Here is a 26811-nt window from a genome sequence, read left to right on the forward strand (position 1 = left end):
CCTTTCATCAAACTGCAACCTTAAAAGTTGATGATTTTTCTTAACCAAATCAACAACTTAAACCAGAACCAGCAGCGAACTGCTCGTTAGCGGGAGGCGAATAGTACAGTATTAAAATACGTGGTCAACCCCCGAGCGAAAATTCTTTTTCCACACCAAAGATCCCTGGCTGCCACCGCCAGCCCTGGCCCGATAATCGTCTTATATAGAAGCAGGAAGGTTCCGTCGCCTGTGAACAACAGGGGGCCTCCTGATCGGTTACAACGCACCGCATCGGAACGACTAAGCTTTTTCGAATGATCCTCGTCTTTCAAGGGTGACTCCATGAGCAGCGCCCCCCTGTCTGAACTCGATGCCGCTCTACCCGGTCTGGCTCGCAAGATCCGCGTACTGAATGCCCTGTCCTGGCCGGATGGCGTCGAGGACGTTTTCCTGGCGCATTGGCGTAACGGGAAAGCCGAATTGCCCAGAGTCGAATTGCGCCCCCGCGATCACAGTGCCGACATCGCCGCTCTGGAAGCCTTTATAGGACGCTGCGATCAGGGGCACCCAGCCGGGCACTATCTCGCCATGACAGCGCGCAGTTATGCCACGGCCGGACGCATGCTGGGGGCGATTGGCACTCCCGCCTTCACTCAATACTCATCCGCGTTGTACCGACGCCCGGATTTCTATTATCCGAGCCAGAAACTCAGCATGCTGGACGCGGCCAATTTTTTTCTCACCACCACCGACGCCCTATTGGGTGGCGCCCGGATTCCACCGACTCAGGCTGAGATCCCGGCCGAGGTGTTCGCCGCCTGGATGCAGCCGGAGTTGGACCGTTTCTTCGGCGAGGGCCGGGTCACGGTCGTGCTCGACCCGACGCTGGCTGCCAAGGCGATCGCCGGGGCAAGCCGTATACGCCTGCGTACCGGTGCCCTGTTCTCTGAACTGGACAAGAATCAGTTATTGCAGCATGAGGCCTTCGTGCATGTTGCTACCGCACAAAATGGCGCGCTCCAGCCCAACCTCAAAAGCCTGGGTTTGGGGGCTCCACGCACAACCCAAACCCAGGAAGGCATTGCCACCCTGGCAGAACTGTTCACTGGCAGCATGGACATCAACCGCCTGCGCCGCCTGGCCCTGCGCGTGCTTGCGGTCCAGCAGGCTTTGGACGGCGCCGATTTCATACAGGTATTCGAGGGGTTTCTCGCCGCAGGCCAGTCACAAGAGGAGTCCTTCCGCTCAACCCAGCGGGTCTTCCGTGGCGCCGACCTGCGTGGTGGCTCGGCATTTACCAAGGATGCCGCCTACCTGACGGGATTGCTGGGCGTCCATACCCTGTTGCGCATCGCGATCCGCGACAATCGACCGGAACTGGTGGGGCATTTGTTTGCCGGACGCCTCAGCCTGGCCGACACCGTACGCCTGGCGCCTCTATTTGAATCTGGCTGGCTCCAGGGCCCCACCCATCTACCGGCCTGGGCCTGCGATTTACGTCTGCTCGCCGCCAACCTGGCCTTCTCCGCTTTTATTGCCCAGATAAAACTGGATGTGCTCGATCTGGAGGTGCTCATGACATTTGCAGACGAACACGAAAACGATGCCAGCGCCCTGTGACCATGGGCACCTGCCAATTGACTCGATTGAGTTTCACGGAAATATCCTGACCGCGGCGCAGCAATCAGCCAGAAGCGGCCGGTGGTCGTTGCACTTCGCCAGTCGCCGGCGTGTGGCTAAGCTTAATTAATCGGGGTGAATTGAAACCTGAGAGATAGCGGCCATCAGCGAATCTGGACAGGCATCAAGACGGCGCCCCATAGGAGACGACTATGTATGCGGTGATAAGAACCTACTTGGGTACTGGAGCAAAGCAGCTTTTCGAGCTTTTGGAAGAGCGCAAGACCGACGTTGAAGCGACCCTGCGGACAGTACCGGGCCTCGTAAGCTACACGCTGCTGAATACGGGTGATGGTGGTACGTCGGTAACGGTTTGCACGGACAAGGCCGGCAGCGATGCGAGCTTGAAAGTCGCAAGCGAGTGGATCAAGAAAAATGCATCAAGTATCCACGCGTCCCCGCCGATCGTAACGGAAGGTCCGGTCATCGTGCAGATCAAATAACGCGCCCTTGCGATTGATCTCGCGACACCGTCGTTGTCGCAGGTTTTGCATGCTTGCCTGGCGCAAATGTGATCATCCGCAAACCATCAGGTTGGGTTTGATTGCGGTGCAAGCCCGTGTCTCACCCCTAGGCTTCGTGTGCAAACCTCTGCCATCATTCAGGCATTCACAAGCCGAGTAGAAATACATGAATCGTCAGAAAAAAATAAAGCAGCTATTAAAGGCTCACGCCAAAAAGGCCAGTGCCAAACTGGCACCGCAAAACAAGTCCAAATACATCAGTAAGGCTGACCGATTGAAACTGGCCGCTGAGTCCGCTCAAGACGCAATCACGCCCTCTGAGGGCTGATCCAGCCCCTAACGAACCATCAACGAACTCGCCAATAGCGCCTCCAAACCCATCGGCTTCGCAAAATAATAACCCTGAGCCTGCCCTGCGCCCATTTCGCGTAGCAAGACCAGCGTCGCTTCATCCTCGACACCTTCGGCCACAACGCTGAGGTCCAGCGATTCGGCCATCCGCACAATCGCCCGCACGATCGCGCGACTGCGAGGGCTGGTGGTCAGTTCGAGGATGAACGATTTGTCGATCTTCAAACCGCTGAAGCGGTACTGATGCACGTAGCTCAGGGATGAAAACCCGGCACCGAAGTCATCGAGCACCACCGACATGCCGTTGTCGGCCAATTGCTGCATGGTCAGTCGGGCAATCGCCGGCTCCGCCACCAGTGCCCCTTCGGTCAACTCCAGGCAGATCCGCGAGGGCTCGACCCCGTATCGCGCCAACAGCGCAAGCACATCATTGGCAAAGTCCGGGCGCGTCATGCTGTAGCTGGAGCAATTGACGTGCACCGCAGGCCAATTGGCGTGTTCGGGTTGGGCGAGGATCGCGGCGATGCTGGTCAGCATGTACAGGTCCAGTCGACCAATCAGGCGCAGCCCCTCGACATCCGGCAGAAACTCGCCCGGCGCGATCACCCGGCCGCCCGGCTGATGCCAGCGGATCAGTGCTTCAAGGGCCAACAGCTCGCCGCTTTCGACGCTGACAATCGGCTGGAAATACGGCAACAGTTCGTCGGTACGTTTGAGTGCGTTGCGCAAGGCCCCTTCCCGCTCAACCTGGTCCGAGACTTCACGGCGCACTTCCTGATTGAACACTGCGTAGCTGTCGCGCCCGGCGCTCTTGACCCGGTACATCGCCGCATCGGCGTCGCGCAGCAAGTCGGCGGGTTCCTGATGGAACTGACTGTCGGCGCTGACAATACCGATACTGCAGGACGAAAACACTTCATAGCCATTGATCAGGAACGGCAGGTCAAACGCCACCAGAATCCGTTCAGCGATGTCGATTACCACCTCCAGCGGCGCCTCGGGAGCCAGCACGGAAAACTCATCGCCCCCCAGGCGCGCGAGCATGTCGCTGTCGCGCAGACAACCACGCAAACGGTGGGCGGCCTGCATCAACAGCAGGTCGCCAAAATGGTGACCGAGGCTGTCGTTGACCATCTTGAAACGGTCGAGGTCGATGAACATCACTGCCAGGTGCCCGCCTTCGCTGCCGAACTGCGACCAGGCCAGATTGAGGCGCTGTTGCAGGTAGGTACGATTGGGTAGCCCGGTCAGCGCATCGTGGGAGTTTTCGTGTTGCAACTTGGCATTGGCGTGATCGAGCTCGCGGGTGCGGTTCTGCACCCGGGCTTCCAGCTTGAGGTTGGCGGCATGGATCGCTTCGGCGGCCGTGCGGCGCGACAAGGCTGTATCGATGTGCCGGGAGACGAACGTCAGCAGTTCCTGGTCGCGCAGGGTATAGCGCACTTGCGAGGTATAGCTTTGCACCGCGAGTACGCCACGCACCACATCGCCATCGAACAATGGAATGCCCAGCCAGGAGTAGGATCGGAAGTACGCTTCGGCCAGTTCGATGTCGCCGTGCGCAGACAATCGCTCAGCTTCGTCGGCGTCAATCAGGCAAGGTCGACGCTGTCGGATAACGTATTCGGTCAAGCCCCGGCGCCCTCGCCGTGCCACCGGGCAGGCCGTCTGCCGCTCATCGACATAATACGGAAAGGTCACTTCACTGGTCGCGTCGTCGAACAGCGCAATATAGAAGTTCCGCGCGAACAGCAGATCACCGACGATGCCATGCAAGGTTTGAAACAACTCAGCCATGTCACCAGGCCGGCTGGAGAGTTCAGCGATCTGGAACAGCGCGCTCTGCAGATGTTCGGCGCGCTCTCGCTCTGCAACTTCCTGCCTCAAGGCGTCGTTGAGCGCCGAGAGCTCCAGGGTACGACGCATCACCGTCGCTTCCAGATCCTCGCGGTGCAGAATCCGGTCCAGCGCCATGGCCACGTGGCGGGCCACCACCAGAAACAACGCGCGGTCCTCGGCGCTGTAGGTACGAGAAACGTCGTAGACCTGCATCGCCAGCATGCCAAACACCTCGTCCGAGGCATTTTTCAACGGTGCGCCCATCCAGAATTCGGGACGATCTCCCACGCAGTAAAAACGGCCTTCGGCCTGAGCCGCGAGGATGCCGGCGGCGTCGATCAGCAACGGCTGGCCGCTGGTCAATACCTGGCCGGTCAACGAAAGATGCGAAGGGTCAAGGTATTCGTAGTGCGAGGACTCCACGGCATCAACGTCAATGATGTCGACGTAATACGGGTAGTCGATCTTGCCGCTGTGCGGGTCATACAGCGCGAGATAGAAGTTCTCGGCGTCGATCAGGCTCGCCAGCAACTGGTGAACCCCCACCAGGAACACTGACCGGTCGCGGGTCGAACTGGCCAGGTAGGTAATTTCATACAGCACACGTTGAGTAATCTGCGCGCGGGCCAGGGTATTGGTCTGCACCTCAATGCCCAGGCGCTGGGCAAAACCGGCGAGCGCCGGTTCTTCGGCCTCGGCGATTGGCGCAAGCAGCCAACCCAGCACACTTTCGCCGCTGCCGGTCGGCCAGCGGTGCAAGTGTCGGGTCTGGCAAAAGGCGTCGAACTGTTCATTCGCAACACTTGACGGCCACTGCGCCTGAGGGTCGCCCTGCCCGACCAAATGCATCTGTTCACCGGCACGGTAAACGACCCACGCGGTGGTGTGCGTCCAGTTACGCGCCGAGTTCAGTAAGTGTTCGATCGTATCCTCGTTGCCAGCGCAGGTCATGCCGACAGTATCCGAATTCCCTTTAAGCTCAGAGGCGACAATATCGCAATCGTTCGATTGCCGCGGGAAGTCGGTCAAAGGACGAAAACTCATCAACGCTCCCTGAGCCAGAAACTGGCGATACTCACTTACTGGTTACTAGCAATGCGCCAGTGAGCTTCCCGTTTATAGAGTTTTTATTCAATAGGTTTTTTCGAATTGTGAGTTGCTTGCTCAACAGGTCATTCTTTACGGGCGCCAACTCGGCCAACGACTGACAAGTGTGCCTCTGCACCCTTATCCAAGTAGTTCCACCAGGAAAAGGAGCGTCCTTATGGAGACCGTCACAATTCGTACCCTGCAAAACACTGATGCTGAGGCATTGTTGACGTTTGAAAGGGACAATCGCGAGTGGTTCGAGCGCCACATTGACGCACGCGGTGCTGCTTTCTATTCGGTGCAAGGTGTCACCGAGCACATTGCAGCCTATTTATCTGATTATGCCGCCGGCACCTGGCACCCCTTTGTCATCGTAGACGCTGGGGGGAAAATAGTGGGCCGGGCGAACCTCAAAGACATCGACACATCCGCGCGGTCGGCAGAAGTCGGCTATCGGATTGCTCAAAGTGCTTGCGCAAAAGGACTGGCAACGCGGGCGGTGAGGCATTTGATCGAGCAAGCGCAGTTGCGTTGGGACCTTAATCAACTGGTTGCCAACGTTTACGTCGACAATATCGGCTCGGCAAAAGTGCTCGAACGCTGTGGCTTTGTAATTGAACAGACATCTCGGCAAGCAGGGGCAGACCAGGAGTATCGGTTTGGCCTTTCGATTCAGACGAGTGAATGAAGGGTCAATAAGAGTCCCGGAAACGTCTCAAGATTCAGGCCGCGAGGCGAACTAACGCTCGACCTCGTTGTTTGAGGGTGTATGCGTTCCCCTGTAGGAGCCGGCTTGCTGGCGATGGACTCAAGTGCCCCGCGTTTAACCAGCTCTTACGCGTTATCGTTAACGACCATCGCCAGCAAGCCGGCTCCTACAGGTTTTGCGCTTATCCCAAATCCAGTTCAGCTAAACGACGTCGAATTTGCGGGAGCTAGTATTTCGCCGTTCTTGTTTCTGTACCCGGGATTTCGTGTAGAACAAAAAAAGCCCCGCAACCAAATGGGTTGCGGGGTAAAAAATTGGTTGGTTGCGGCCAACCAAAGGAGCTCTGTAGAAAGCGTTACGGGCCGGGGTCAGATGCAGTCCTGTGCGGCGCGTTCAAAACTTGAAGGCAGCAGGTTCGAAGCCAGCAAGTGCCGCTCGTAGATGAACACCTTGCCGCCATTCCCGGCCTTGTAGGCTTCCAGCACGTTGTCGGCCGAGACTTTGCTCGGCACCACGATCCGGTAGCTGCGCTGGGTTTGCGAGACGGTCGGGTTCAACGCATGGCTCTGCAATTTCGGTACGACGCAATCGGCGTATTGGGCTGGGGTCTTGCTGGTCTGCAAGGTCAGGGTCGGGTCGTTCGGCGCGGAGGCGCAACCGGCGAGCAACAAAGAGCCAATCGCCATGGCGGGTACAAATAAAGAGCGCATCGGTCTTATCCAGAAAATAAAAGCTTCGGTTCATCCAGCAGCGGGACTGCGTCACGGTGCGTGTTCGTTGGAGGTGATTTTCCGCCTATAACCAACAAAGCAGAACTTGTGTTTCGTAATGGTCACTATTACCTCTAGCAATAGTTGCGCGCCGTGCAGATGGGTACACACTCTGAATCACCACTAAAAAAATTGATGAGGATCTATCCTTGAGAACTTTTGACCTGATCCGCGATGCCGTTTTGCCCGATTTCCGCGACCGGGTGGCCGAGTACCTGATCCAGTACGAAACCGTATTGTTGGGCGAACACGCGCCCGACCCGGAACTTGTGCGGGCCACCGCCAATCAGTTGCGCGGTTATTTACGCGGGTTGAACACCACGCGGGTGCTGGGCATGGCGGACTGGGAGGAACTGGATCGGCGGGTGGTGAACACGTGGCTTTAGCGCCGCACGCCTCGACCGGCGGATCGGCATCCATCGAATGACTTTCTATACTGCTGTCGAATCCGGAAAGACGCAGGATTTGCCGTCATCGTAGTCGTGGTTCTCTCTGGGTAATGTCTCCCGATAGTTCTCAAGCAAAAAAGGAGTTTGCGTCATGACCGACGATCCAAAAGTAAAAGGACCAGCGTCGTACTTTCCCTCTATTGAAAAAAAGTATGGGCAGCCAATCACCCACTGGCTAACCCTGCTCAAGACAGTCAACGGCAAGAAGCATATGGAGATGGTTGCGTTGCTCAAAACTGAACACGGCATGGGCCATGGCCATGCCAACGCGTTGGTTGCGTACTTTTTAGCGAGCACTAAAACCGACTGACTAGACTGATGTAGCACAGGGCGCTCGATGCACCCGCTTGCGGCTCAAGCCAACCGGGCGCCATACACCTGACTGTTGCTATCAAATCCACCTCCACTGTATCTGCTTCAACCCAATGACTACGGTTAGCCTTGTTTCTCATCCAGGGGAGTTTGCGCTATGCCGGACGCCACCAACCTTTACCTGTTCACTGTCGCCGCCCTGCTGTTGCTGATCGTGCCTGGCCCGAACATGGCCATCGTCACCAGCCATGCCGTTGCCCATGGCTGGCGTGCCGGTTTCGCCGCCGCATTGGGAATAACCCTGGCCGACGTGCTGATGACCGCCATGGTCAGCGCGGGGCTCGGTGCGCTGGTGATGAGTTGGGCGCCGGCATTTGATTTGCTGCGGTGGGCCGGGGCTTGCTATCTGATGTGGCTGGCGTGGAAGGCATTGAGCACTCCACCAGCGGACGCTGATGCTCAACCTGCATTGGCATCGCGGCGCAAGATCTTCATCCGGGCGACCCTCAACAGCCTGTTGAATCCCAAGGCGCTGTTGTTCTTCATGGTATTCCTGCCGCAATTCGTCACCCTGGGAACCAGCAGCGTCACGGTGCAACTGATGGTATTAGGTGTGTTGCTTGCGCTGATCGCTTTGATCTTTCATTCCCTGCTCAGCGTCTGTGCCGGGCAGCTGCATGGGCGCCTGCGTGGGGGCAAAATCTCCAGCCGCCTGGGTGCTTATGGCTTCGCTGTCGTAATGACGGCGCTGGCGGTACGTTTGCTGGTGCTGAACCGGACAGCCTGAAGCGGTCGCATCGATATCGCTCAATAGTTGTCACTCGCCGAGGCCGCCTTTTACTGCGCCAACCAAAACCTGCACACTTGTCGGCTTTTTTCGCGACAGGAAGTCTCCCCATGCAACGGATTGTCATTCTGGGCAATGCCGGTAGCGGCAAATCCACCCTCGCCCGCGCCCTCGGCAAGCGCCTGAACCTGCCCGTGGTGCACCTCGACACGCTGTTCTGGGAACCCGGCTGGGTCGAACCCGACGCCGAGCAGTTCCGCGCACGGGTCCGCAAAGCGCTCACACCAGAGGCCTGGATTTGTGAAGGCAATTATGCGCGGCGAACCTTCGACCTTCGCCTGCCCCGGACCGACCTGATCATCTGGCTCGACACCTCGCGGCTCACCTGTTTCACCCGGGTGATCAGGCGCAGCGTCATGAACCGCCCTCGCGCTGACCTTGCAGCAGGTTGTACAGAGAAGCTCGACCGGGCATTCCTGACGTTTCTCAACTTTGTGTGGAACTTCGATCGTGGCTACCGCCCAGGAATCGACGCGGTGCGCCTGGCCATCGGTCCGCACATTCCTGTGGTGCACTTGCACGGTTCCCGGCAGATTCGCGCCTTTCTCGATAGCTTGCCCGTAGCGTCGGGCGTCTGCCTTGAATAAAGGGAGGGGGACTTTCGCTATCCCCGATTACGAACGTGAGCACAGGCAAACCTGACGGTGAATCAACCGACTCTTTCCAAAACGGAAAACAGGCTGACGAATGCCAATGAAAGTTTATGGCGTGGCGTCAGATGGATCACGGGCTCCGACGCCTTCATGGGGCTCACGCGCAAACCTCAAAGAGGCCGAACACTCAGGCCGTTGGCTAATTAAACAGCGGCGCTCTAGAACTTTTCCCTGTTTACAGGTCTATGTGGACAGGCACATTCGCTCGGTAAGCGCTGACCCGCAGACTTCCCGCAGCCAGATGGCTACACATCAACATGTCAATTCAGAGGTTGTCTTCGCTCATGAAATTCCATGACCTACGGATGGTGCTCTTCGGCCTGTTCGCGTTCGCGGCAGTGGGCTCGGCATCAGCAACACAGATGAAGACCTCAACCCCTGTTTTCGCAACTGAAGTGGCGGCCGTTCAGGCGCCGGTCCAGGCTGCCGGCAGCCCTTGGCCGACCGTGGCCAGTATGGCCGGCAACCAGCCAGGGTCGTTGCTTGCCCATGATGACCGGTACTGGCATGACGACCGTTGGCATGATCGTAGAGACAATTGGCGCCGAGACGACTGGCGTAGAGAACAGTGGCGTAGAGAGCAAGCCCGCCGGGATGCCCAACGCCATCGTTATTGGGAGCGTCACCAGGATCGGTCCATGCGGCACCGCTACGAGGACGATCGCCGCTACTATCGTCGCTAAATCCGCCTGCAACACCAGGCTGTAGAAATCAGGCTGAAAACCTCGACGAGGTATGAATTGGCTGTTCGCTCAGTGCTTCCCAAACGAAGTCTGAGCGTCCGCAACCAATGAAGGTTATCGACCAAGCGCATTCAATACTGGCCATTGAAATAACCGTTAAGCCCTGCGCGTGGAGCAATACTCCACGATGAGTTGAGTAACCGCCGCCAACATCGCCTGATCCGCTTCAGGCGAGGTAAACAGCCGAAACTCTGCATCCGGCAACTCCGGTAACCCTTGTTCAGCCCCAAGAACCACCAGCCCTTGCCCCAACTGACTGAGTGTCATGGGCGCAACCGCGAAACCTGCAAGCGCCGCCGCCCGCAACCCGGCGGTGCTGCTGCATAACATCGCGGTGCGTTGGGTGATCCCAGCCTGAGCCAGTCGCTTCAACGCAACCTCGCGATAAGGGCACGGCTCGGGGAACAGGGCCAGCGGCAACGGCGTCGGTAACCGGGTGACGGGTTGCGCCGACCAGGCCCACACCAGCGGCTCTTGCCACAGCAATGTCCCCGCTTCGCTGGTTTCACACAGTGAGCCGATGACCAACTCCAGATGCCCTTGCTTCATCAGCGCCAGCAACGTGCCGGGAATGCTCACCTGCACGTCGATCTCCATCCCTGGGTACTGCGCCGCGAATTCCTGAAAAGCGCGCAGTAGTCGGGACTCGACAAAATCCTCGGACACCCCGATCCGCAGCCGCCCGTGAAATGGCGTACGCGTCAGTTCCGCCCAGGCGTCACGGTTCAGCACAAGGATCGTGCGCGCATAAGAGAGCAAGCGCTCGCCATCGGGCGTCAGTTGCTGGGAACGGGTGGTACGCGTCAACAGGGGTTTACCAATCTGTTCTTCCAATCGCCGCACATGACCGCTGACCGCAGACTGAGTCAGGTGCAGCTTTTGCGCTGCACGGCTGAAGCCTTCTTCGTCGACCACAGCGACAAATGTTTTGAGTAGCAGCGAATCGAACATAGTTTTATACGTGATTAATCGACTAATAATTTACGATTTATATTTCAAATATAACTATGTTGCAATGCCTCCCTACCCCACCACTCGAGGCGTGCCATGACTACCCTGCTCCATATTGAATGCTCTCCACGCAAGCAGCGCTCGGCGTCCCTTGAAGTCGCCCGCAGCTTCATTGCGCGTTATCGAGAAAACACTCCGGACACCGACATCATCACCCTCGACCTCTGGAACATGGCGTTGCCGGAATTCGATGAGCTGGCAATGGAAGCCAAATACGCAGGACTCAGCGGCACGGCCTTGAGCCCGGCGCAACAGGAGGCCTGGAACACCTTGAAGGACCTGGCTGCACACCTGCATCGCGCGGATGTACTTGTGATGTCCGTACCGCTTTGGAATTTCAGCATCCCGTACAAGCTCAAGCATTTCATCGACCTGGTATCGCAGAAAGACATCCTGTTCAGCTTCGATCCGGAACGCGGTCTGGAAGGCATGCTGCACAACAAAATCGCCGTAGTGGCGTACGCCCGAGGCCTGGATTTTTCGGCGCAGTCGATCACGCCGGCGGAACGCTTCGACTTCCAGAAGCCCTATGTGGAAGCCTGGCTGCAATTCATTGGCGTGACCGATGTGCATTCGGTGATTGTGGAGAAGACCATCCTGGGGGAAGACGTTGATCTTGGCGCGCGTGAGGCTGCGACTCAGCAAGCCAGAGGATTGGCAGATACTCTTTGTCGCTGACGGGTATTTATAAGGTGCGGGCGCCCACCTAGGCATGAGAGCCAGAGGCAGTTTTCGACCCAATGCCGCCGATGAAGGCCGGCAGAAATCGGCCAATAAAAGTCGCAAGTCCCGTGACACTTCAGGGCTTGCGACTTATTTCCAATACGTCCTTCAAACTCTCGGACGTTTGCTACGGGAATGCCTGCCGTGTTCATTGCGAAACAACGTGCAGGCCTAGTTTTGTACCTCAACCACGTCGACATCCGGCGCGTCTGGGGCATCCGGGGCGTCCGCCACATCCTCTCTGGCGGCCCTCGCCTCGACTTTGGCAGCCTCTCTGGCTGCGTTTGCCTCAGCCTTGGCAGCGTCCCTAGCCGCATCTGCAGCAGCACGGGCGGCATCTCTGGCTGCATCGGCTTCTGCTTTGGCGGCGTCCCTGGCTGCGTCGGCAGCGGCCCGAGCTGCATCTCTGGCTGCATCTGCGCCCGGTATGCCAGCAGCTTTTGCAGCGTCCCTGGCTGCATCCGCCTCAGCTCTGGCGGCATCTCTGGCTGCATTTGCAGTAGCCCTTGCAGCATCCCGGGCTGCATCTGCATCAGCTCTGGCAGCATCTCTGGCTGCATTTGCATCGTTTCTGGCAGCGTCCCTGGCTGCATCTGCGGCATCGTTGTCATGCGCGTTGCCTGAGCCTCTGTTCCCGGCAACACCACCATGACCGTCACCGTCGTGGCCTGATGCACCATGACCACCACCATCTCCATGGCCGCTGCCACCGTGACCACTGCCTCCGGAGCCTCCACTACCGGAACCACCGCCGGCGCCACCGTGACCGCCTCCGCCTCCGCTGTTACCGCCGCCACCACCGCTGCCGCCATCTTTGGCATACACGCTGGAGAAACTACTGATGTAATCGGGCGCTAGAACAGTCGATGCCGACAGGACCCCGCCAATTGCCAGGGCCAACAAACATTTCTTGATCAGCATGATGCACCTCCGCTTGGAGTTGCGCAGTCATGTCCCTATCGAACGCAATATCCAGTGAGTTCCCGGCCGCCCATTGGAGCGGCCAGCCAACCGGCACGGCCATAAATCTGCAGCATTAACCAGCAACTGCGGTTTCCGCACGATCCCTGAGAGCCAGTCAGCATCTTTGTGTGGGACGTTACCCCACATTTTTAGATAGGTGCTGTCAGCCCGAGTTCAACAAACGAATATCTGGACTGAAGCATGCGTTGAGCAAAAACCTCTAAAACTTCCGGACGCCAGCAGTTCACCGCGAGCTGAATGCCTGAAATCCCCTGACCACGCTGGGTCGAGCGCCTACCCTTTCATACCAGCGGCGAAGCTTGGGCAAACGCCCCCACGGGATGTCTGCCTCCACTGACGACATGATGCTGTAGGCCGCGATATCCGCGATGGAGAAACAGCTTCCCGCCATATAAGCATCAGCACTGACGAACTGTTCAGCCAACTCAATTGACGAAAGCATGCGCTCGACCAGCCGCGCAGAGCCATCGTTGAGCCCTTGGCCGCGAAGCAAGAACGCCGAATGGCCCGGTGCGATGACATCGGTCAAAAAGAAGAAGAATCGCTCATACACCGTAGCTCTGTGGTCAGCGGCACTGGGCAAGAGCCGTTCTGGAGCCTTTTCGGCAGCGTAGAAAATGATCGCGTTCGACTGAGTGAGCACAAAGGCAGGCTCATCGCCCTTTCGTTCGACCAATACCGGGACTTTTCCGGCCGGATTCAGGGAGCGATGATCCGCCCCTGTTTGCTGGCCTTTTGAAAGATCCACCAGTCGAACCGTGTACGCCAGCCCCGCTTCTTCGAGGGCGATGGCTGCCCGGATGCAATTGCCTGTGGGCGCACCGTGTAATTCCAGTAAGGCGTTCATGACGTATTTCTTCCTCCTTGCGGGCTCAGTTCAGTCATCCGCTAAAGCGTGCCGACTGTCACACAAGCCAGGCCCGACGCTGCGAGTCGTCACGCATAGACGTCCCGGTTTTTTTCGATGAAAGCCTGCACAGACAACGCGGGCGTGCCGGTGACTTTCTCCACTACGTCGTTCACACCCGCGAAGATGCCTTCCCGGTAGTTCTGAGCGACTTCAACCAGGTGTTGTACCAAGGCTGGCGGAAACTGGTATTCCTGCTCCATCTTGAACTGGAACGCTTCGATCGAGGTTGGCGCGTACTGGATTTCCACACCCAGCACCTCGCTCATGGCAGCCGCGATCTCGCTGTGATTCATTTCGACCGGGCCATGAAGACTGTAAATCTTCCCCTCGTGCCCCGCGGGGTTGGCCAGGATGTGGGCGATCACCCGTCCTTGGTCGTCAGTAGCAATGGGCGCGTGACGGCCATTCTCGAAGGGAAACTCGATTTTTTTCCTGGCCCAGATCTCTTTGGCGAAGTGAGGGTAGACGAGCCAGTCCGCGAAGAATGTGGGGCGCAGATGCGTTGTCGGTACGCCCGACCAGTCGAAAACGCGCTCGGAGATCCAGTGATCCTGTGCCAAATGACTCTTGGACTCACGCCGCGCGGAGATCTGCGACATGTTCACGATGGCCTGTACCCCGGCCTCCTTCGCTGCCTGGGCAAAATAGGCCGCACCGTCGATGATTCCCGGTGCCAGCGGATAAAGGAAATAGGCCGAGCGGATGCCCTCCATCGCCGCACGGATAGCATCGATATCGGTGAAATCACCAATGGCAATATCAACGCCGCGCTCGCGCAGAGCCGCAGCCCTCTCATCGTCCGTGCGCACGTAAGCTCGCACGCGCTTGCCCATCTTGAGCAACTCATCGATGGCAGCCCCACCCGTACGCCCGGTTGCGCCGCTGACCAGAATTTCTGCTTCGTTCATGACTGTGTTCCTCTCAAGTAATTAGAGCTTACGCTCCTGATGTCCAGTGACTTCAACGACCGCTCGACGGGTCGAAGAGCCTGGTAACCGCAGACACTGCGCAGTGCTGTCTCTCAGCTATCGAAGGGGGCGTTTTCAATCAGGTCGCACACGTTCGGGCAATCGAATCCATGCAGGTGGCGACGTCCAACGTCCGCCAGCCCGGTACCAATGGCTGTGTGCGGTTTTTTCCTGGCAACTTCGGCCACCGCTTGAGTAAACGCGGCCTTCATGCCGACGCGGGGATAGAGCGCGAGCGTGTCGTCAATCAGTGATGGCGTGATTTCTTCTATAAAGAGGCCCATGACATCAACATGAGCGCCCATGTAGATCAGGGCGATTTCTGGTTGCTTGCGGTCTGCAATGCCGGCGCTGGAGTGAAGAGCGATCGCATCCCAGACGAGCTCCGCTTTCGCTTGCGGGTAACCGTTCGATAGCAGGAATCGGCTGGCCGCATCGGCGCCATCGACTTCAAAGCGTTGCTCGGCGCAGAACTCGCTGGTGAGCCCCAGGTCATGCAACAGCGCAGCGAGGTAAACGGTTTCCCGGTCGTATTTCAGCCCACGCTGCTTACCGAGGAAATCGGCGAACCACCAAGTGCGATGCACGTGATTCAGGATCGCCCTGGAGTGGACCCGATCAACGAGCGAAGCCGCCTTGCGGGTGAGTTCGGAATCCGGGGCGATGATGCCGCCGACAGTAACCGGTGTGTTCATTTTGCTTCCCGAGGGTGAGGTTGACCTCGCTCCAATCTAATGATTCTGAGTTGTCCAAATTGACTATTTTCCGTTGATTCGTGCCAAAATAATTTTCGGTCACTCGCGGAGCGCAACGGTGAAAAAACAAACGCACACCCGCCATTTGCTCCCCGGGCAAACGCAAAAACGAGTGGTGATTCTGGGGTTGCCCCCGGTAGATGCGCTCGATGTGATCGGTCCTGCAGAGGTCTTTGCCTTCGCCAATAGCCTGCACGACGGCGCCCCCCTTCCCTACGAGATTGACCTGGTTTCATCGGGCGACGACGTGCACCTGAAAAGCAGCACAGGCATTAACCTCACGGCGCATAAAACCCTTGAGCAAGAGCGTCGTGGGAGCGCGCCAATTGACACGTTGATTGTCGCTGCGGGCCGCCAGTCAGTGGGCCGCCAGCACGAGGAGGCTATCGAGTGGATACGGACGCGTTCTGGAAACGTGCGGCGCGTGTGCTCGATCTGTGTCGCAGCGTTTGCCCTGGCTGAGACCGGACTTCTGAATGGTCGTCGGGCAACCACCCATTGGCAGATGGCGCGCGAGTTGGCGGAGCGCTATCCGCAGATTCAGGTCGATGCGAACCCTATCTGGGTGAAAGACGGCAACGTGTATACATCGGCAGGAATATCAGCGGGAATCGATCTCGCGCTCGCGCTAGTCAGCGAGGACTTGGGGGATCACGTCGCGATGGAGATTGCGAAAAACATGGTCCTGTTCCTGCGGCGTCCCGGTGGACAAGCGCAGTTCAGCGTCACGCTTCAATCGCAACGTGCGCCTGGTTCAAGCCTGGATGAACTGTGCCTCTGGATCAGTGAGCATCTGCACACAGACCTTACGGTCGAGAGGCTGGCAGACCAGATGTCGACCAGTGTCAGGACCTTGATACGGACGTTTCAACGGGATTTGAAGACCACGCCGGCGAAGTACGTTGAAGACGTTCGCCTCGAAGCAGCCTGTCGGGACTTTGAGCTGGGTGGACATTCAATGGAGGCGGTTGCACGTCGATGCGGTTACAACAGCGTCGATGTGCTGCGCAAAGCGTTTGTAAGACGCCTGGGTATCAGCCCCAAGGAATATGCGCTGCGCTTTGCGCCGGACAGCACGCTGGCTCAGATATAACCCGACGTTGAGCAGTTCCGCGCACAGGTCCGCAAAGCGATCGCAACGGATGCCTGGCCGTAGGCCCGCACATTCCTGTGGTGCACTTGCGCGTTATCCGGCAGATTGACGCCTTTCTAGATAGCTTGCCCGCAGCGTCGGGAGTCTGCGTTGAATAGTACGATGAAGAGAAAAGCAAGAATGACCGCGCTTCTGGCCACTAAAGCAGCCGCCCAACCTGGCCCTGGCAGGACGTCTGATCCTGATCGCATGATCCAAATCTCCGATTGTCACTCGATCATCGAAGTACTTCGCCGCATCAAACACGGTGGGCCAGAATGGGCGCATCGTAACGTCAACATATGCTTTCCCGGCCCATCAAATGCTTGGACTTCTGTGTACTCACTTCAGGGTGCCAGTGACCCGTACTTTGACTTCATGTACACCCGCAATGAGCCACCTCAGGAAGCCCTTTCCGCACAGCTAGGGAAGTACCCACAGTGCACCGTTATCGATTGGTCGCCTGGACGCCTGGCCTGCATCAAGGCCCAGGATGTGGGTATTGAGACGCTTGCGGAAATCATCCGGGATGTCGCTGAAGCAGCTTGGGGTGAGCGCATCACGGTCGTCTATGCCTCGTACGAGGAAATGGGTAGAGCGTGACCCAAGAGCGGACAATCGACCTTAGCTCCCGAAGCGCGCGCAAAAACCAGGTGTTGCGCAACAATCGACCAGGCGCGGACGGACCGCGGGTCACCGTAATCGAAGGAATGTTTGTCATGCACCATTTTAACAACGACTTGAGGGCCGATTTCGTAGAGGCACTTGAGGAAATCTCGACGCTGATGTCCATAGCATACGAGCAACTCGGCCCTGTACCGGAGGACCATGCATTAGCCCAGGCAGGTTTAGAGAATGGGAGTGAGATTGTTCTGGATTATGTAGATCACAACGAGGCTGGAGTAGCGTTCGAACACCTGCTTTATATGATTAAAGAACCAACGCTCGTTGTTTCTGAGAAATGCATAACAGTTTTAGCTCGGATCGCAAAAGCCTTGGAGATGCCATTCACGGGGTAACGAGGACTAACCCACCTATGGACTGCTTTGGGTCGTTTTTTGCCCTTTCTGACAGACCGCTATCGACCCATAGCGGACGGTTTCAGAGTGCGTGAAGCGAATGCTCGCGCCGCTTTTTACTGGGGTTCCAGTTCCGACCACAAAGGACTGCGTCCGATTCCCATCATTAGCGTTCCATAGTCTTCAAATTGATCGATGTTGACCTTATCTTTGCTTTTCCATGTCGCTTCACATTCGTCGCAGACCCACAGCAAAATGTGCGTGGATCGGATACGCATCGCTTGGACTGAACCTTGACGGCATCTTTGGCATTCAATTGGCATTCTAATAATCTCTAATAGTTTTGCGATGCAACACAAACCGGTGTGTCCGCTCCTGCCCGAGTGCGGCCTGTGAAGAAGGGCAGAAAACGCCCCATTGCTGCCGGTCAGCAATGGCTGAAATTGGCCGGAAGTAGACATCGCCAGCACGTTCAAGAGCCAACGGACGACTGAAAGGAGGGTCAGAATCGACAAAAAGGTGCGCACATCGTTTTCAATCCCCAACGTGGGGCAGGGGATGCCTCTCAGGCCACTGACAGAGCCAGTGAAGCGTAAGGAGTCGTTAGCAGCGTGTGATTAGAAGTTGTTGGCAATAGCTGCTTTCTTCGATCATTTTTGGGTAGCCTTCAACATCGATAGCATCCTTGAAGGCTTTCAAAAAATTTCCCTCTTCGTAATGAATCTGATGGGAAGCCAGATCGAATGCATGCCGTAGTAGCGACTTTGTAGGGATGACCAGCTCTCTTGAAACGCTAACCATTATTTCAATAATGTCCAACTGATCGGTCAGTCCTCGGTACAAATCGAAGACCAACCTGTTCTCAGGTTGAGCATCGCTGATGAACGCGTAAACGTTACCTTGGCCGATCGATGTACTGTCGAAATAAAGATAGTACAGCGCAGCTATCTCAGTCTCATTGAGACCCAACAGTTCGATCATTTGCGTCCAGGTGCCCAAAAGGGAGGGGGTGTCGTCATCCGACCACTGGAATAGATCAGTAATGGAAATTACCAGGCGAAACTGCCGACTATTGATGATCATCTTCCCCTCAGCGTTGGTTTTGCACATGGATACGGCATGACTTAACTAGGCGAGCAGGTTGCCGGTCATTCTTGGTGCATCGGCGATGCCGGCTCAAGATAAAACCAGTCCGCTTCTGGCCGTTTTTTGCCTGTCGCGACCGATTGAATCCAAAACCCAAAGCAGCCACTCGCTGAAGCTTAGCTTGCGGAGCCGCAGAACGAGATCCCGGAGATCAAGAGGAATCACTTGGACGACTTGTTATAGGAATTCACTTCGCACGAAAATGCCGAATAAGTTCACTTACCTTTGTGGATGCATAAAAAATTAAAACTGAACAAACTATAGCAGCCACCGTCGGACCGACGGGATTTATACCTACTGCGATTTGTATATATATAGATATAAACAAGATAAGGACTGCGTAGCTTATGGCGACCTTGTTAAATGCTGCCAGAAATAACGGAGCTATTGAAATTATAGCCGTGTGAGCTGCAGTCGTTAAAAGTATCTCCATGATCAGTCGAAGAGGAACGCCGCCAAATTGTGCTTGCGCAATTGCAATCAAGGGTTCGTACAAAAGCACCTGTAATGCCCCAACGACAGCCGCACTGATTCCAATAAAGGGCAAGGTTGTTTTTTTCGTAATGTTCATCGTACTTCCACTGACCCCTATAACTCCTATTAAGGACATCGTTGTTGCATAAAATCCCTTGCTACACGCTAAGACGTTACTTTTCTTAGATCCTATCATGGTAAATACGGAGCCGAGCAGAGAAAAACGTGATACGAAACTGGCCAAATTGCTGAACGTTCGCAGCCAATGAGTAGCGGGCTATGGACTTGCTGACAGGCTGTTGACTGGCTGTTTTTGGCAAAAGCCGCCACCCACATTACCTGAGCAAACACAGGCAACTCAGTGTCGCGCAGAAGAAACCCGCAACCCGGCCTACACGGAATTGCGCTTGCGCCGCGCCTCTTCATTCTCCTGCAACGCCTGTCGAACAAGCGCCCTCGCCGCCCACGCAGCGGTGTCGAGTGATTCTTCAACGCTCGCGCCACTGATGTCGCGCACGGCGATCAACGCCTCGGTGCCGATAACGATCGACAGCGCCTGCTTCAGTCGTTTGCGTGCGCGGGGCGAGAGCACGTCCTTCAGCGAGTCGACGATCGGTTCGATGTAGCTCATCCGGCGGCCTGGTCGCAGGGGCTCGTGGGTCTCGCTGTCGAGCCACACCGACATGAACGAACGCTCCATCACGTGCAGGCCGATCTCGTCGTCGATCAAGAGTTTGTTCAACGCGCTCGCGGCCAGGCCAATGCCCTTGACCGGGTCGTCTCCCGGTCGCCAGAAGCTCTCCAGCGGCTTCATTTCACGATCCGCCGCCGTCTCGCTGATCAATGCCTCGGTCGAGGGAAAGTAGCGATAGGCCGTGGCGCGCGAGACCATCGCGCGCTCTGCCACTTGCGCCACCGTCGGGTTTTGGCCCTCGTCGCGCAAGGCGATGGCGGCATCGATCAGCGCCTGACGCGTTCGCAGCTTCTGGTTGGCGCGGCCTTGCGGATCGCCGCCGGGTTCAGACGGGGTTGACTTCGGGATCGACATGGAATATATGAGACTCTGTCTATTCATGAGACTTGAGTCTCATAATAGGCACGCGACAATCAACCGACAAGAGGTCGCCCGTTATATTACAGCAACTGAGCGCGCCTCTGGGCGCATGAGGTGAATGCCATGAATCACAACCCCCGTCCACGGACCTGGTTTCGGCTCGCTGCGCTCTACTTCGCCATTGGCGTGATGCTGGGCGTGGCGATGGGCGCTTCCGGCGACCACTCGCTTTTCGCGGTACATGCTCATGTCAATCTGTTGGGATGGGTGTCGATGGCCCTGTTCGGCATCATCGGCACAGCGCACCCGTCAATCACCGAAGGGCGCGCGGCTGCCGCACAGTTCTGGATGTACAACATTGGCGTCCCGGTGATGCTTGGCGCACTGACGTTGCGGCTCAAGGGTTTTGCGGCCATCGAGCCGTTGATTGGCGTCGCTTCCATTCTTGTTGGTTGCAGTGTGCTGTTGTTTGTGTGGCTGGTGTTCTCGCGCATCGGTGTAACGGCTATGGGTTTGAGCAGCGCAACACGTGAGTCGCGCACGTCTTGAAGTCAGCTGTCCTTACGACCGGCACACAAAATGTGCCGGCCACTTGCACCACCGCTGCCCTATTTTTTGATTGAAACAATCGTCGCGCTGCCACCCTCGACCCGGAAAACAAACGACACACGGTCTCCGGCCGACAGCCCGGCGAGCTGATCATCCGTCACGGAAAAGGCCATGGTCATCGGCGGCCATTGCACGGCGGGTACAGCGCCGTGGGAGATGGTCACCGTGTGCCTGGCAGCATCGATAGCCTTGATCGTTCCGTTGGCATTAGCGACGGGCGCCTGCGTTGTCTCTTTTGTCTGCATGCCCTCCATACCGTCCATTTTCATACTCGGCATGTCCTCTGCTCGAGCCAGGAAAGACAACGCAACCAAGGTTCCTGCCACTGCAATATGGGTCAGTTTCATACGACGTTTCCTTTAAGGTGAGTGGATTCAATGACGAGATGTCGGCGGCGCATCAGGCGATAGGCTGCCGGAATGACAAACAGGGAAAGCAAGGGAGCCGTGATCATGCCGCCGACCATGGGCGCGGCAATGCGGCTCATCACTTCACTGCCGGTTCCGCTGCCCAACAGGATGGGTAACAGGCCGGCAATGATCACGGCCACGGTCATGGCCTTGGGGCGAACCCGCTGCACAGCGCCTTCACGAATTGCCGCAACCAGCCCGCGCTCAGTGCTGTCGCCGAGGTCTTCACGTTCTGCCCAGGCGTTTTTCAGGTAGAGCAGCATGATCACGCCAAACTCGGCGGAAACACCGGCCAGGGCGATAAAGCCGACACCGGTGGCGACCGACAGATTGAATCCCAACAGATAGATGAACCATGCCCCGCCAGTCAGCGCGAATGGCAGCGTGGCCATGATCAGCAACGCCTCATCGAAGCGCGCAAACGTCAGGTAGAGCAGCACGAAGATGATCAACAGCGTGGCTGGCACCACCAGTTTGAGTCGTGCATTGGCTCTGTCGAGAAACTCGAACTGCCCTGAGTAGCTCAAGCTCATGCCAGGCTGCAACTTGACCTGCTCGTTTACGGCATGGCGCAAATCAGCGACCACCGAGGCAATGTCCCGGCCACGCACATCGATATACACCCAGCCTGAAGGCCTCGCGTTTTCACTTTTGAGCATCGCCGGGCCGTCGCTGATTTTGACGTTGGCCACTGTCCCCAGGGTGATCTGGATGCCTGACGGCGTGTAGATCGGCAATTGCTCCAGGGCACCGAGCGAGTCACGCCACTCCCGTGGGTAACGTACGTTGATCGGGAAACGTGCGAGCCCTTCAATGGTCTCCCCGACATTTTCACCACCGATAGCGCCGGCCACGATGGACTGCACATCAGCGATATTCAGCCCGTAGCGAGCGGCGGCCTTGCGGTCGATATCCACGTCGATATAGCGGCCGCCGGTCAAGCGTTCGGCCAGCGCTGAACTGACACCGGGTACGCCTTTGGCCACCCGCTCGACCGCCTGGGTGACAGCATCGATGTCCGTCAATTGGGTGCCGGCGACTTTCACTCCGATCGGACTTTTGATGCCGGTGGCAAGCATGTCGATACGGTTGCGAATCGGCGGTATCCAGATATTGGTCAGCCCTGGAACCCGAACCACGCGATCCAGTTCTTCCACCAGTTTTTCCTGAGTCATGCCTGGCCGCCATTGCTCGTGTGGCTTGAATTGAATGGTGGTCTCGAACATTTCCAACGGTGCCGGGTCGGTGGCAGTTTCGGCACGCCCCGCTTTGCCGAACACGTGCTCGACTTCGGGCACCGTCTTGATCAGGCGGTCGGTCTGTTGCAGCAGCTGCGCAGCTTTCTGTGCCGACAACCCCGGGAGAGCGGAAGGCATATAGAGCAGATCGCCTTCGTCCAAAGGCGGGAGAAACTCACCGCCCAGGCGCGACATCGGCCATAACGCACTGACAAACACCACCAGTGCCACCAGCAGGGTGACTTTGGGACGGCGCAGCACCGCCTCCAGGGCCGGCTGGTAGATCCTGATCAACCAGCGGTTCAACGGGTTTTGTTGCTCACCGGGAATTCGCCCGCGAATCCAGTACCCCATCAGCACGGGCACCAAGGTCACCGACAACCCCGCCGCCGCGGCCATCGCATAGGTTTTGGTGAACGCCAACGGGCCGAACAGTCGCCCCTCCTGAGCTTCCAGGGTGAACACCGGAATGAACGATAACGTGATGATCAACAAACAGAAGAACAGCGCCGGGCCGACCTCTGCCGCTGCTTCGGTCATGACGTGCCAATGACGCTCGCCCTTAAGTTCCTCCCCCGGATTGGCCGCGTGCCAGGCCTCAATCTTCTTGTGGGCATTCTCGATCATCACCACGGCAGCATCGACCATGGCGCCGATGGCGATGGCAATCCCGCCCAAGGACATGATGTTGGCGTTGATCCCTTGGTAACGCATGATGATGAAGGCCATCAGCACGCCCACCGGCAGGGAGATGATCGCCACCAGTGATGAGCGCAAGTGCCAAAGGAAAATCCCGCAAACCAGCGCGACGACAATGAACTCTTCGATCAACTTATGGCTGAGGTTTTCCACCGCGCGGTCGATCAGTTTGCTGCGGTCGTAGGTGGTTACGATTTCCACTCCGGCCGGCAAACTGCTTTTCAGTTCGTCGAGTTTGGTCTTGACCGCCGCAATGGTCTCGCGAGCGTTCTTGCCGCTGCGCAAAATCACCACGCCACCGACGGTTTCGCCCTCGCCGTCGAGTTCGGTAATGCCCCGCCGCATTTCCGGCCCCAACTGAATAGTGGCGACATCGCCAAGGGTCACCGGCACACCATCCGCCCCCAACTTGAGCGGGATCGCCCGAAAGTCGTTGAGCGTTTTCAGATAACCGGAAGCGCGCACGATGAACTCGGTCTCTGCCATCTCCAGTACCGCGCCACCCGTTTCCTGATTGGCCTTGCCGATAGCCTCGGTCACCTCTGTCTGAGTGATGCCGAGGCTGGCCAGTTTCAGCGGATCGAGTTGCACCTGGTATTGCTTGACCATGCCCCCCACCGTGGCCACTTCCGCAACGTTGGGCAGGGTCTTGAGTTCGAACTTGAGGAACCAGTCTTGAAGTGCGCGCAGTTGCGCCAGGTCGTGTCCACCGCTGCGATCCACCAGTGCGTACTGATAGATCCAGCCAACTCCCGTTGCATCCGGACCCAACGCCGGTTTGGCGCTGGCCGGCAATCGACTTTGTATCTGACTCAGGTATTCCAGCACCCGCGAACGGGCCCAGTACACGTCAGTGCCGTCTTCGAACAGCACGTAAACGAAGCTGTCACCGAAGAAGGAATAACCACGCACCGTCTTGGCTCCCGGCACTGAGAGCATGGTGGTGGCCAACGGATAGGTCACCTGGTTCTCGACAATCTGCGGCGCTTGCCCCGCAAAGGGAGTGCGGATAATCACCTGAACATCCGAGAGATCCGGCAGCGCATCGATGGGTGTGCTCTGCACTGACCAAATGCCCCACGCCGTGACGAACAGTGTCGCCAGCAACACCAGGAACCGGTTGACGACTGACCAACGAATCAGGGCCGCAATCATGGCTGGCTCCCCGATTTGTCCCCATCCGCCTCATGAATACCGGAGGCTGCTGCGCTGGGTGGCGACTCGTCCTCAGTGCTGGCGACAATGCCCTTGAGACTGGCCTCCGAGTCCAGCAGGAACTGGCCAGACGTAACCACCTTCCAGCCTTCTTCCAGACCTTTCAAAATGGCCGTCTTGCCATCGCTCTCCTGTCCGGGTTGCACCTCTACCGGGCGGTAGTGGCCGGTGTCTTCGGCGAGCATCACCAAGGCCCGTCGCCCCGTGCGAATAACCGCCTCGCTCGGCACCCACAACACACTGTGTTCGCTCGAACGGTTCAGGCGCACCTGCGCCGTCAAACCCGGCCTGAGGTGTCCGTCCGGATTGGGCAGTTCCACCCGTACACGCAGGGTGCGACTGTCGGCACTGGTCTCGGGCAAAATAGCGCTGACCTCGCCGTTGAGCACGGTCCCCGGAAAGGCTGGCAGCCGTGCTTCGACCGTCTGCCCCACTGTGATCGATCCGGTCTGCGACTCTGGAACGGCCACGGCCAGCCAGACACTGCTCAAGCCATTGACGCGTGCCAGCGTGTCGCCCGTCGCCACGGTCATGCCCGTGCGTACGTTCAAGGCTTGCAGCACACCGGCGATTGGACTGGTCAGCGTCAGGTACGGCTGAACCTTACCGCTACGCTCTATCTGAGTGATCAGCGCTGCCGGCATTCCGGTGAGCTGCAGTCGTTGGCGGGCCGCAGCCAACAGCTCCGCGTCGCCGTTACGCTTCAGGGCAAGGAACTCTGTCTGAGCCGCAGCCCAATCCGGCACCAGAATATCCGCCAACGCTGCGTTGGCGTTCAGCACATCTCCGGGAGCATGGGCATAGACTCGCTCCACAAAGCCAGCGGTGCGTGCCTGAATCACCGCAACATCACGTTCGTTGAGCGCCAGGACACCTGTCACGTCGAGGCTGGAATGAAAGGTTCCACGGGTGACAGTCGCAAAACGCAGTCCAAGATTCTGTGTCACCCCCGGGTCGATACTGACAGTCGCCCGATCTCCTGCGCCGCTGGCGTATTGGGGAACCAGTTGCATGTCCATGAAGGGGGACTTGCCCGGTTTGTCGAACTTTTGCTGCGGGTACATCGGGTCGTACCAATACAGGGCTTTGCGTTCGGGCACAGCATTGATGTCTTGCTCCGCCACCGCATTTGGCGCTGCGCTCATACGCTGGTGCGCGACCCCGTAACCGCCGGCAACACCCAATGCCAGCGAAAGGCTAACCAGCAATGCCCCGTTCCATTTTTCAAGTTTCATTGGCTGGCCTCCCCGTAAGCAAAATACAATCGCGCACTGGTCAGCGCGCGCTGCTCTTCCACGTCAATTTGTTTGAGCCGGGCTTCGATGAGTTCACGTCGGGCGCTCACAACGGTGTCTAAATCACCTTTGCCGGCCCGGTAGCTGGCCATGCTGAGTTCGACCTTTTCCTTGGCCAGCGGTAACAGGCTTTCCTGGTTTCGGTGCACGGCACGATTCAGGCGCTCATAGTCAGCCAGTTGGTTTTCCAGTTGCTGGGTGTGCTCGCGCGACAAGGCTTCGCGCTCGGCCTCAAGCTGGTTGAGTTCAGCGTGTCTGGCGGCGATTTTCGGGTTTTGGCGAGCGTCAGGAAACAACGGCAGATCCCAGGAAAACTGCACGCTGACCATGTCGCCGAACTCTCGGCCACGATGCTGATAGTCAAGCTCCCAACTCCAATCCGATTGCTTCTCCGACTCGGCTTCACGAACCCTGGCTTGCGCTTCGCGGGTCATCGGCGCAAACGCTGCCAGCTCCGGATGGTGTTGCAGTTGATGGGAGTAGCTTGAGCTATCGACGGGCCATTCAGGCAGGCTGCCCACAGGCTTGTCGTTGGCGGCTGAGCCAATCCAGCGTTTGAGGGCGGCTCGGGCCTGGGCTCGCTGCAGAATCAGATCGTCCTGCTGCTCTGCCAACTGAGCGGCTTCCTGTTTGGGTGTCACCGCATCGGCGGGCTGGGCGCGGCCGCCAGCAATCCGGGCCCGGACGGTATCGCTCAGCAGGCGGTTTTCTTTGTAGAAGTCCTGGAACAACGCATCTTTACGTTCGATTGAATAGCTGCTGATCCAGGCCAGTGCGGTGGACTGGCGGACCTTCAGACGTTCGACCCGACGCTCGGCGGCGGCGCGATCAACAGCCGCATCGGCGACCTCGATACGCGCTTTGCGTTTGTCGCTGTTCGGCATCTCCTGCCGGACCCCGACCATTTGCATGGTCATGAAATCCTGGTCGAGGCTCCAGCGATCCGGACCGCCTATGGGGTAGTTCTGCACTCCCAGAAGCAGCTTGGGATCAGGTAGTTCACCCGCCGGGATGGCTGCGCTGCTGGCAGCCTGAATCCTGGCGTCTTGTGCGGTCAGTGACGGCGCATTGTTTTCGGCCAGCCGCAACGCTTCATCGAGTGTCAGTGCGGCAGCGAAGCTCGGCAATGCCAGTACGCTTGCCGCCAGGCCGACCACGAGGGGCCAGCCTGTGCAATAGCACTTGGAGTTCATGTCTACGATTCCTGTGATCATCAACTGCGCGCGTCAAAAGACATGCGCACAGCCAGGTCATCCCGCTAATGCGGAATGAGGTTCGATG

Annotated in this window: 28 protein-coding genes; 14 read left to right on the plus strand and 14 right to left on the minus strand. The window is 57.7% G+C overall.

Annotated elements, in window-relative coordinates; translation table 11 throughout:
* Positions 1–324: 324 nt before the first annotated feature.
* From ACM6IO_RS17450 to ACM6IO_RS17460, 3 genes are all read left to right on the plus strand, one after another.
* Positions 325–1602 (plus strand): flavohemoglobin expression-modulating QEGLA motif protein, encoded by a 1278-nt coding sequence (locus tag ACM6IO_RS17450; RefSeq protein WP_008037779.1) that lies wholly within the window; start codon positions 325–327, stop codon positions 1600–1602.
* Between the two features lie 212 nt (positions 1603–1814).
* Positions 1815–2105, plus strand: coding sequence for a hypothetical protein (locus ACM6IO_RS17455; protein WP_008035503.1), 291 nt, complete (start codon positions 1815–1817; stop codon positions 2103–2105).
* A gap of 187 nt (positions 2106–2292) precedes the next feature.
* On the plus strand, positions 2293–2454 hold the full coding sequence (locus ACM6IO_RS17460) for a DUF2986 domain-containing protein (protein ID WP_008037782.1): 162 nt from the start codon (positions 2293–2295) through the stop codon (positions 2452–2454).
* 8 nt (positions 2455–2462) lie between these two features.
* Here the strand turns inward: ACM6IO_RS17460 and ACM6IO_RS17465 are convergent, their stop codons facing one another.
* Positions 2463–5360, minus strand: a complete 2898-nt coding sequence (locus ACM6IO_RS17465) for an EAL domain-containing protein (RefSeq protein WP_414911918.1) — start codon at positions 5358–5360, stop codon at positions 2463–2465.
* 220 nt (positions 5361–5580) lie between these two features.
* Here ACM6IO_RS17465 and ACM6IO_RS17470 point away from each other — a divergent pair, with 220 nt between their 5' ends.
* Positions 5581–6093 carry a GNAT family N-acetyltransferase gene (locus ACM6IO_RS17470; RefSeq protein WP_414911919.1) on the plus strand — a complete coding sequence of 171 codons (513 nt, stop codon included), beginning with the start codon at positions 5581–5583 and terminating at the stop codon, positions 6091–6093.
* A gap of 389 nt (positions 6094–6482) precedes the next feature.
* Here ACM6IO_RS17470 and ACM6IO_RS17475 read toward each other — a convergent pair whose 3' ends face one another.
* Positions 6483–6824: a hypothetical protein gene (locus ACM6IO_RS17475; protein ID WP_008037788.1), complete on the minus strand. Its 342-nt coding sequence runs from the start codon at positions 6822–6824 to the stop codon at positions 6483–6485.
* Between the two features lie 209 nt (positions 6825–7033).
* Here ACM6IO_RS17475 and ACM6IO_RS17480 point away from each other — a divergent pair, with 209 nt between their 5' ends.
* The 5 genes from ACM6IO_RS17480 to ACM6IO_RS17500 all read left to right on the plus strand — a co-directional run bounded on the left by ACM6IO_RS17480 (position 7034) and on the right by ACM6IO_RS17500 (position 9828).
* The gene (locus tag ACM6IO_RS17480) at positions 7034–7270 is read left to right on the plus strand and encodes a hypothetical protein (RefSeq protein WP_008035512.1); all 237 of its coding nucleotides are present in this window, start codon (positions 7034–7036) and stop codon (positions 7268–7270) included.
* Positions 7271–7424: 154 nt separating this feature from the next.
* Entirely contained in the window at positions 7425–7643 is a 219-nt protein-coding gene (locus tag ACM6IO_RS17485; protein ID WP_192228828.1) for a DUF4287 domain-containing protein, read from the plus strand.
* A 159-nt stretch (positions 7644–7802) separates the two neighbouring features.
* Complete coding sequence (locus ACM6IO_RS17490; RefSeq protein WP_192420910.1) at positions 7803–8432, plus strand: LysE family translocator; 630 nt, start codon at positions 7803–7805, stop codon at positions 8430–8432.
* A gap of 110 nt (positions 8433–8542) precedes the next feature.
* Positions 8543–9079, plus strand: coding sequence for an AAA family ATPase (locus ACM6IO_RS17495; protein WP_414911920.1), 537 nt, complete (start codon positions 8543–8545; stop codon positions 9077–9079).
* Between the two features lie 350 nt (positions 9080–9429).
* Positions 9430–9828 (plus strand): hypothetical protein, encoded by a 399-nt coding sequence (locus tag ACM6IO_RS17500; protein ID WP_414911921.1) that lies wholly within the window; start codon positions 9430–9432, stop codon positions 9826–9828.
* Positions 9829–9984: 156 nt separating this feature from the next.
* Here the strand turns inward: ACM6IO_RS17500 and ACM6IO_RS17505 are convergent, their stop codons facing one another.
* A complete protein-coding gene (locus ACM6IO_RS17505; protein ID WP_414911922.1) occupies positions 9985–10839 on the minus strand; it encodes a LysR substrate-binding domain-containing protein in 855 nt (284 codons plus the stop codon).
* A 96-nt stretch (positions 10840–10935) separates the two neighbouring features.
* Between ACM6IO_RS17505 and ACM6IO_RS17510 the strand changes: the two genes are divergently transcribed.
* Positions 10936–11577, plus strand: a complete 642-nt coding sequence (locus ACM6IO_RS17510; RefSeq protein WP_414911923.1) for an FMN-dependent NADH-azoreductase — start codon at positions 10936–10938, stop codon at positions 11575–11577.
* A 216-nt stretch (positions 11578–11793) separates the two neighbouring features.
* On the opposite strand, the gene ACM6IO_RS17515 is transcribed toward ACM6IO_RS17510, so the two are convergent.
* The 4 genes from ACM6IO_RS17515 to ACM6IO_RS17530 all read right to left on the minus strand — a co-directional run bounded on the left by ACM6IO_RS17515 (position 11794) and on the right by ACM6IO_RS17530 (position 15179).
* Complete coding sequence (locus ACM6IO_RS17515; RefSeq protein ID WP_414911924.1) at positions 11794–12543, minus strand: hypothetical protein; 750 nt, start codon at positions 12541–12543, stop codon at positions 11794–11796.
* A gap of 286 nt (positions 12544–12829) precedes the next feature.
* Positions 12830–13453: a glutathione S-transferase family protein gene (locus ACM6IO_RS17520; RefSeq protein WP_414911925.1), complete on the minus strand. Its 624-nt coding sequence runs from the start codon at positions 13451–13453 to the stop codon at positions 12830–12832.
* An 89-nt stretch (positions 13454–13542) separates the two neighbouring features.
* A complete protein-coding gene (locus ACM6IO_RS17525; RefSeq protein WP_414911926.1) occupies positions 13543–14424 on the minus strand; it encodes an NmrA family NAD(P)-binding protein in 882 nt (293 codons plus the stop codon).
* A gap of 113 nt (positions 14425–14537) precedes the next feature.
* A complete protein-coding gene (locus tag ACM6IO_RS17530; RefSeq protein ID WP_414911927.1) occupies positions 14538–15179 on the minus strand; it encodes an HD domain-containing protein in 642 nt (213 codons plus the stop codon).
* 118 nt (positions 15180–15297) lie between these two features.
* On the opposite strand from ACM6IO_RS17530, the gene ACM6IO_RS17535 reads away from it, so the two are divergent.
* From ACM6IO_RS17535 to ACM6IO_RS17545, 3 genes are all read left to right on the plus strand, one after another.
* Positions 15298–16332 carry a GlxA family transcriptional regulator gene (locus ACM6IO_RS17535; RefSeq protein WP_414911928.1) on the plus strand — a complete coding sequence of 345 codons (1035 nt, stop codon included), beginning with the start codon at positions 15298–15300 and terminating at the stop codon, positions 16330–16332.
* Positions 16333–16512: 180 nt separating this feature from the next.
* The gene (locus ACM6IO_RS17540; protein WP_414911929.1) at positions 16513–16974 is read left to right on the plus strand and encodes a hypothetical protein; all 462 of its coding nucleotides are present in this window, start codon (positions 16513–16515) and stop codon (positions 16972–16974) included.
* 116 nt (positions 16975–17090) lie between these two features.
* Positions 17091–17390 (plus strand): MafI family immunity protein, encoded by a 300-nt coding sequence (locus tag ACM6IO_RS17545; RefSeq protein WP_192228818.1) that lies wholly within the window; start codon positions 17091–17093, stop codon positions 17388–17390.
* Between the two features lie 603 nt (positions 17391–17993).
* On the opposite strand, the gene ACM6IO_RS17550 is transcribed toward ACM6IO_RS17545, so the two are convergent.
* From ACM6IO_RS17550 to ACM6IO_RS17560, 3 genes are all read right to left on the minus strand, one after another.
* A complete protein-coding gene (locus ACM6IO_RS17550) occupies positions 17994–18473 on the minus strand; it encodes a hypothetical protein (protein ID WP_414911930.1) in 480 nt (159 codons plus the stop codon).
* A 250-nt stretch (positions 18474–18723) separates the two neighbouring features.
* The gene (locus tag ACM6IO_RS17555; protein WP_414911931.1) at positions 18724–19107 is read right to left on the minus strand and encodes a hypothetical protein; all 384 of its coding nucleotides are present in this window, start codon (positions 19105–19107) and stop codon (positions 18724–18726) included.
* 294 nt (positions 19108–19401) lie between these two features.
* A complete protein-coding gene (locus ACM6IO_RS17560; protein WP_414911932.1) occupies positions 19402–20058 on the minus strand; it encodes a TetR/AcrR family transcriptional regulator in 657 nt (218 codons plus the stop codon).
* Between the two features lie 129 nt (positions 20059–20187).
* Here ACM6IO_RS17560 and ACM6IO_RS17565 point away from each other — a divergent pair, with 129 nt between their 5' ends.
* On the plus strand, positions 20188–20613 hold the full coding sequence (locus ACM6IO_RS17565) for a hypothetical protein (protein ID WP_414911933.1): 426 nt from the start codon (positions 20188–20190) through the stop codon (positions 20611–20613).
* A 59-nt stretch (positions 20614–20672) separates the two neighbouring features.
* Here ACM6IO_RS17565 and ACM6IO_RS17570 read toward each other — a convergent pair whose 3' ends face one another.
* The 4 genes from ACM6IO_RS17570 to ACM6IO_RS17585 are packed head-to-tail and all read right to left on the minus strand — an operon-like array spanning position 20673 to position 26723.
* Positions 20673–21020 carry a copper-binding protein gene (locus tag ACM6IO_RS17570; RefSeq protein WP_414911934.1) on the minus strand — a complete coding sequence of 116 codons (348 nt, stop codon included), beginning with the start codon at positions 21018–21020 and terminating at the stop codon, positions 20673–20675.
* Positions 21017–24175 carry an efflux RND transporter permease subunit gene (locus ACM6IO_RS17575; RefSeq protein ID WP_414911935.1) on the minus strand — a complete coding sequence of 1053 codons (3159 nt, stop codon included), beginning with the start codon at positions 24173–24175 and terminating at the stop codon, positions 21017–21019. The genes ACM6IO_RS17570 and ACM6IO_RS17575 overlap by 4 nt, the downstream gene beginning before the upstream one ends.
* Entirely contained in the window at positions 24172–25470 is a 1299-nt protein-coding gene (locus ACM6IO_RS17580) for an efflux RND transporter periplasmic adaptor subunit (protein WP_414911936.1), read from the minus strand. Before ACM6IO_RS17580 ends, ACM6IO_RS17575 begins: the two co-directional genes overlap by 4 nt.
* The gene (locus tag ACM6IO_RS17585; protein ID WP_414911937.1) at positions 25467–26723 is read right to left on the minus strand and encodes a TolC family protein; all 1257 of its coding nucleotides are present in this window, start codon (positions 26721–26723) and stop codon (positions 25467–25469) included. Before ACM6IO_RS17585 ends, ACM6IO_RS17580 begins: the two co-directional genes overlap by 4 nt.
* Positions 26724–26811 lie beyond the last annotated feature (88 nt).

Origin of the sequence: Pseudomonas sp. IT-P44 (assembly GCF_949768225.1) — a bacterium.
Lineage (GTDB): Bacteria > Pseudomonadota > Gammaproteobacteria > Pseudomonadales > Pseudomonadaceae > Aquipseudomonas > Aquipseudomonas migulae.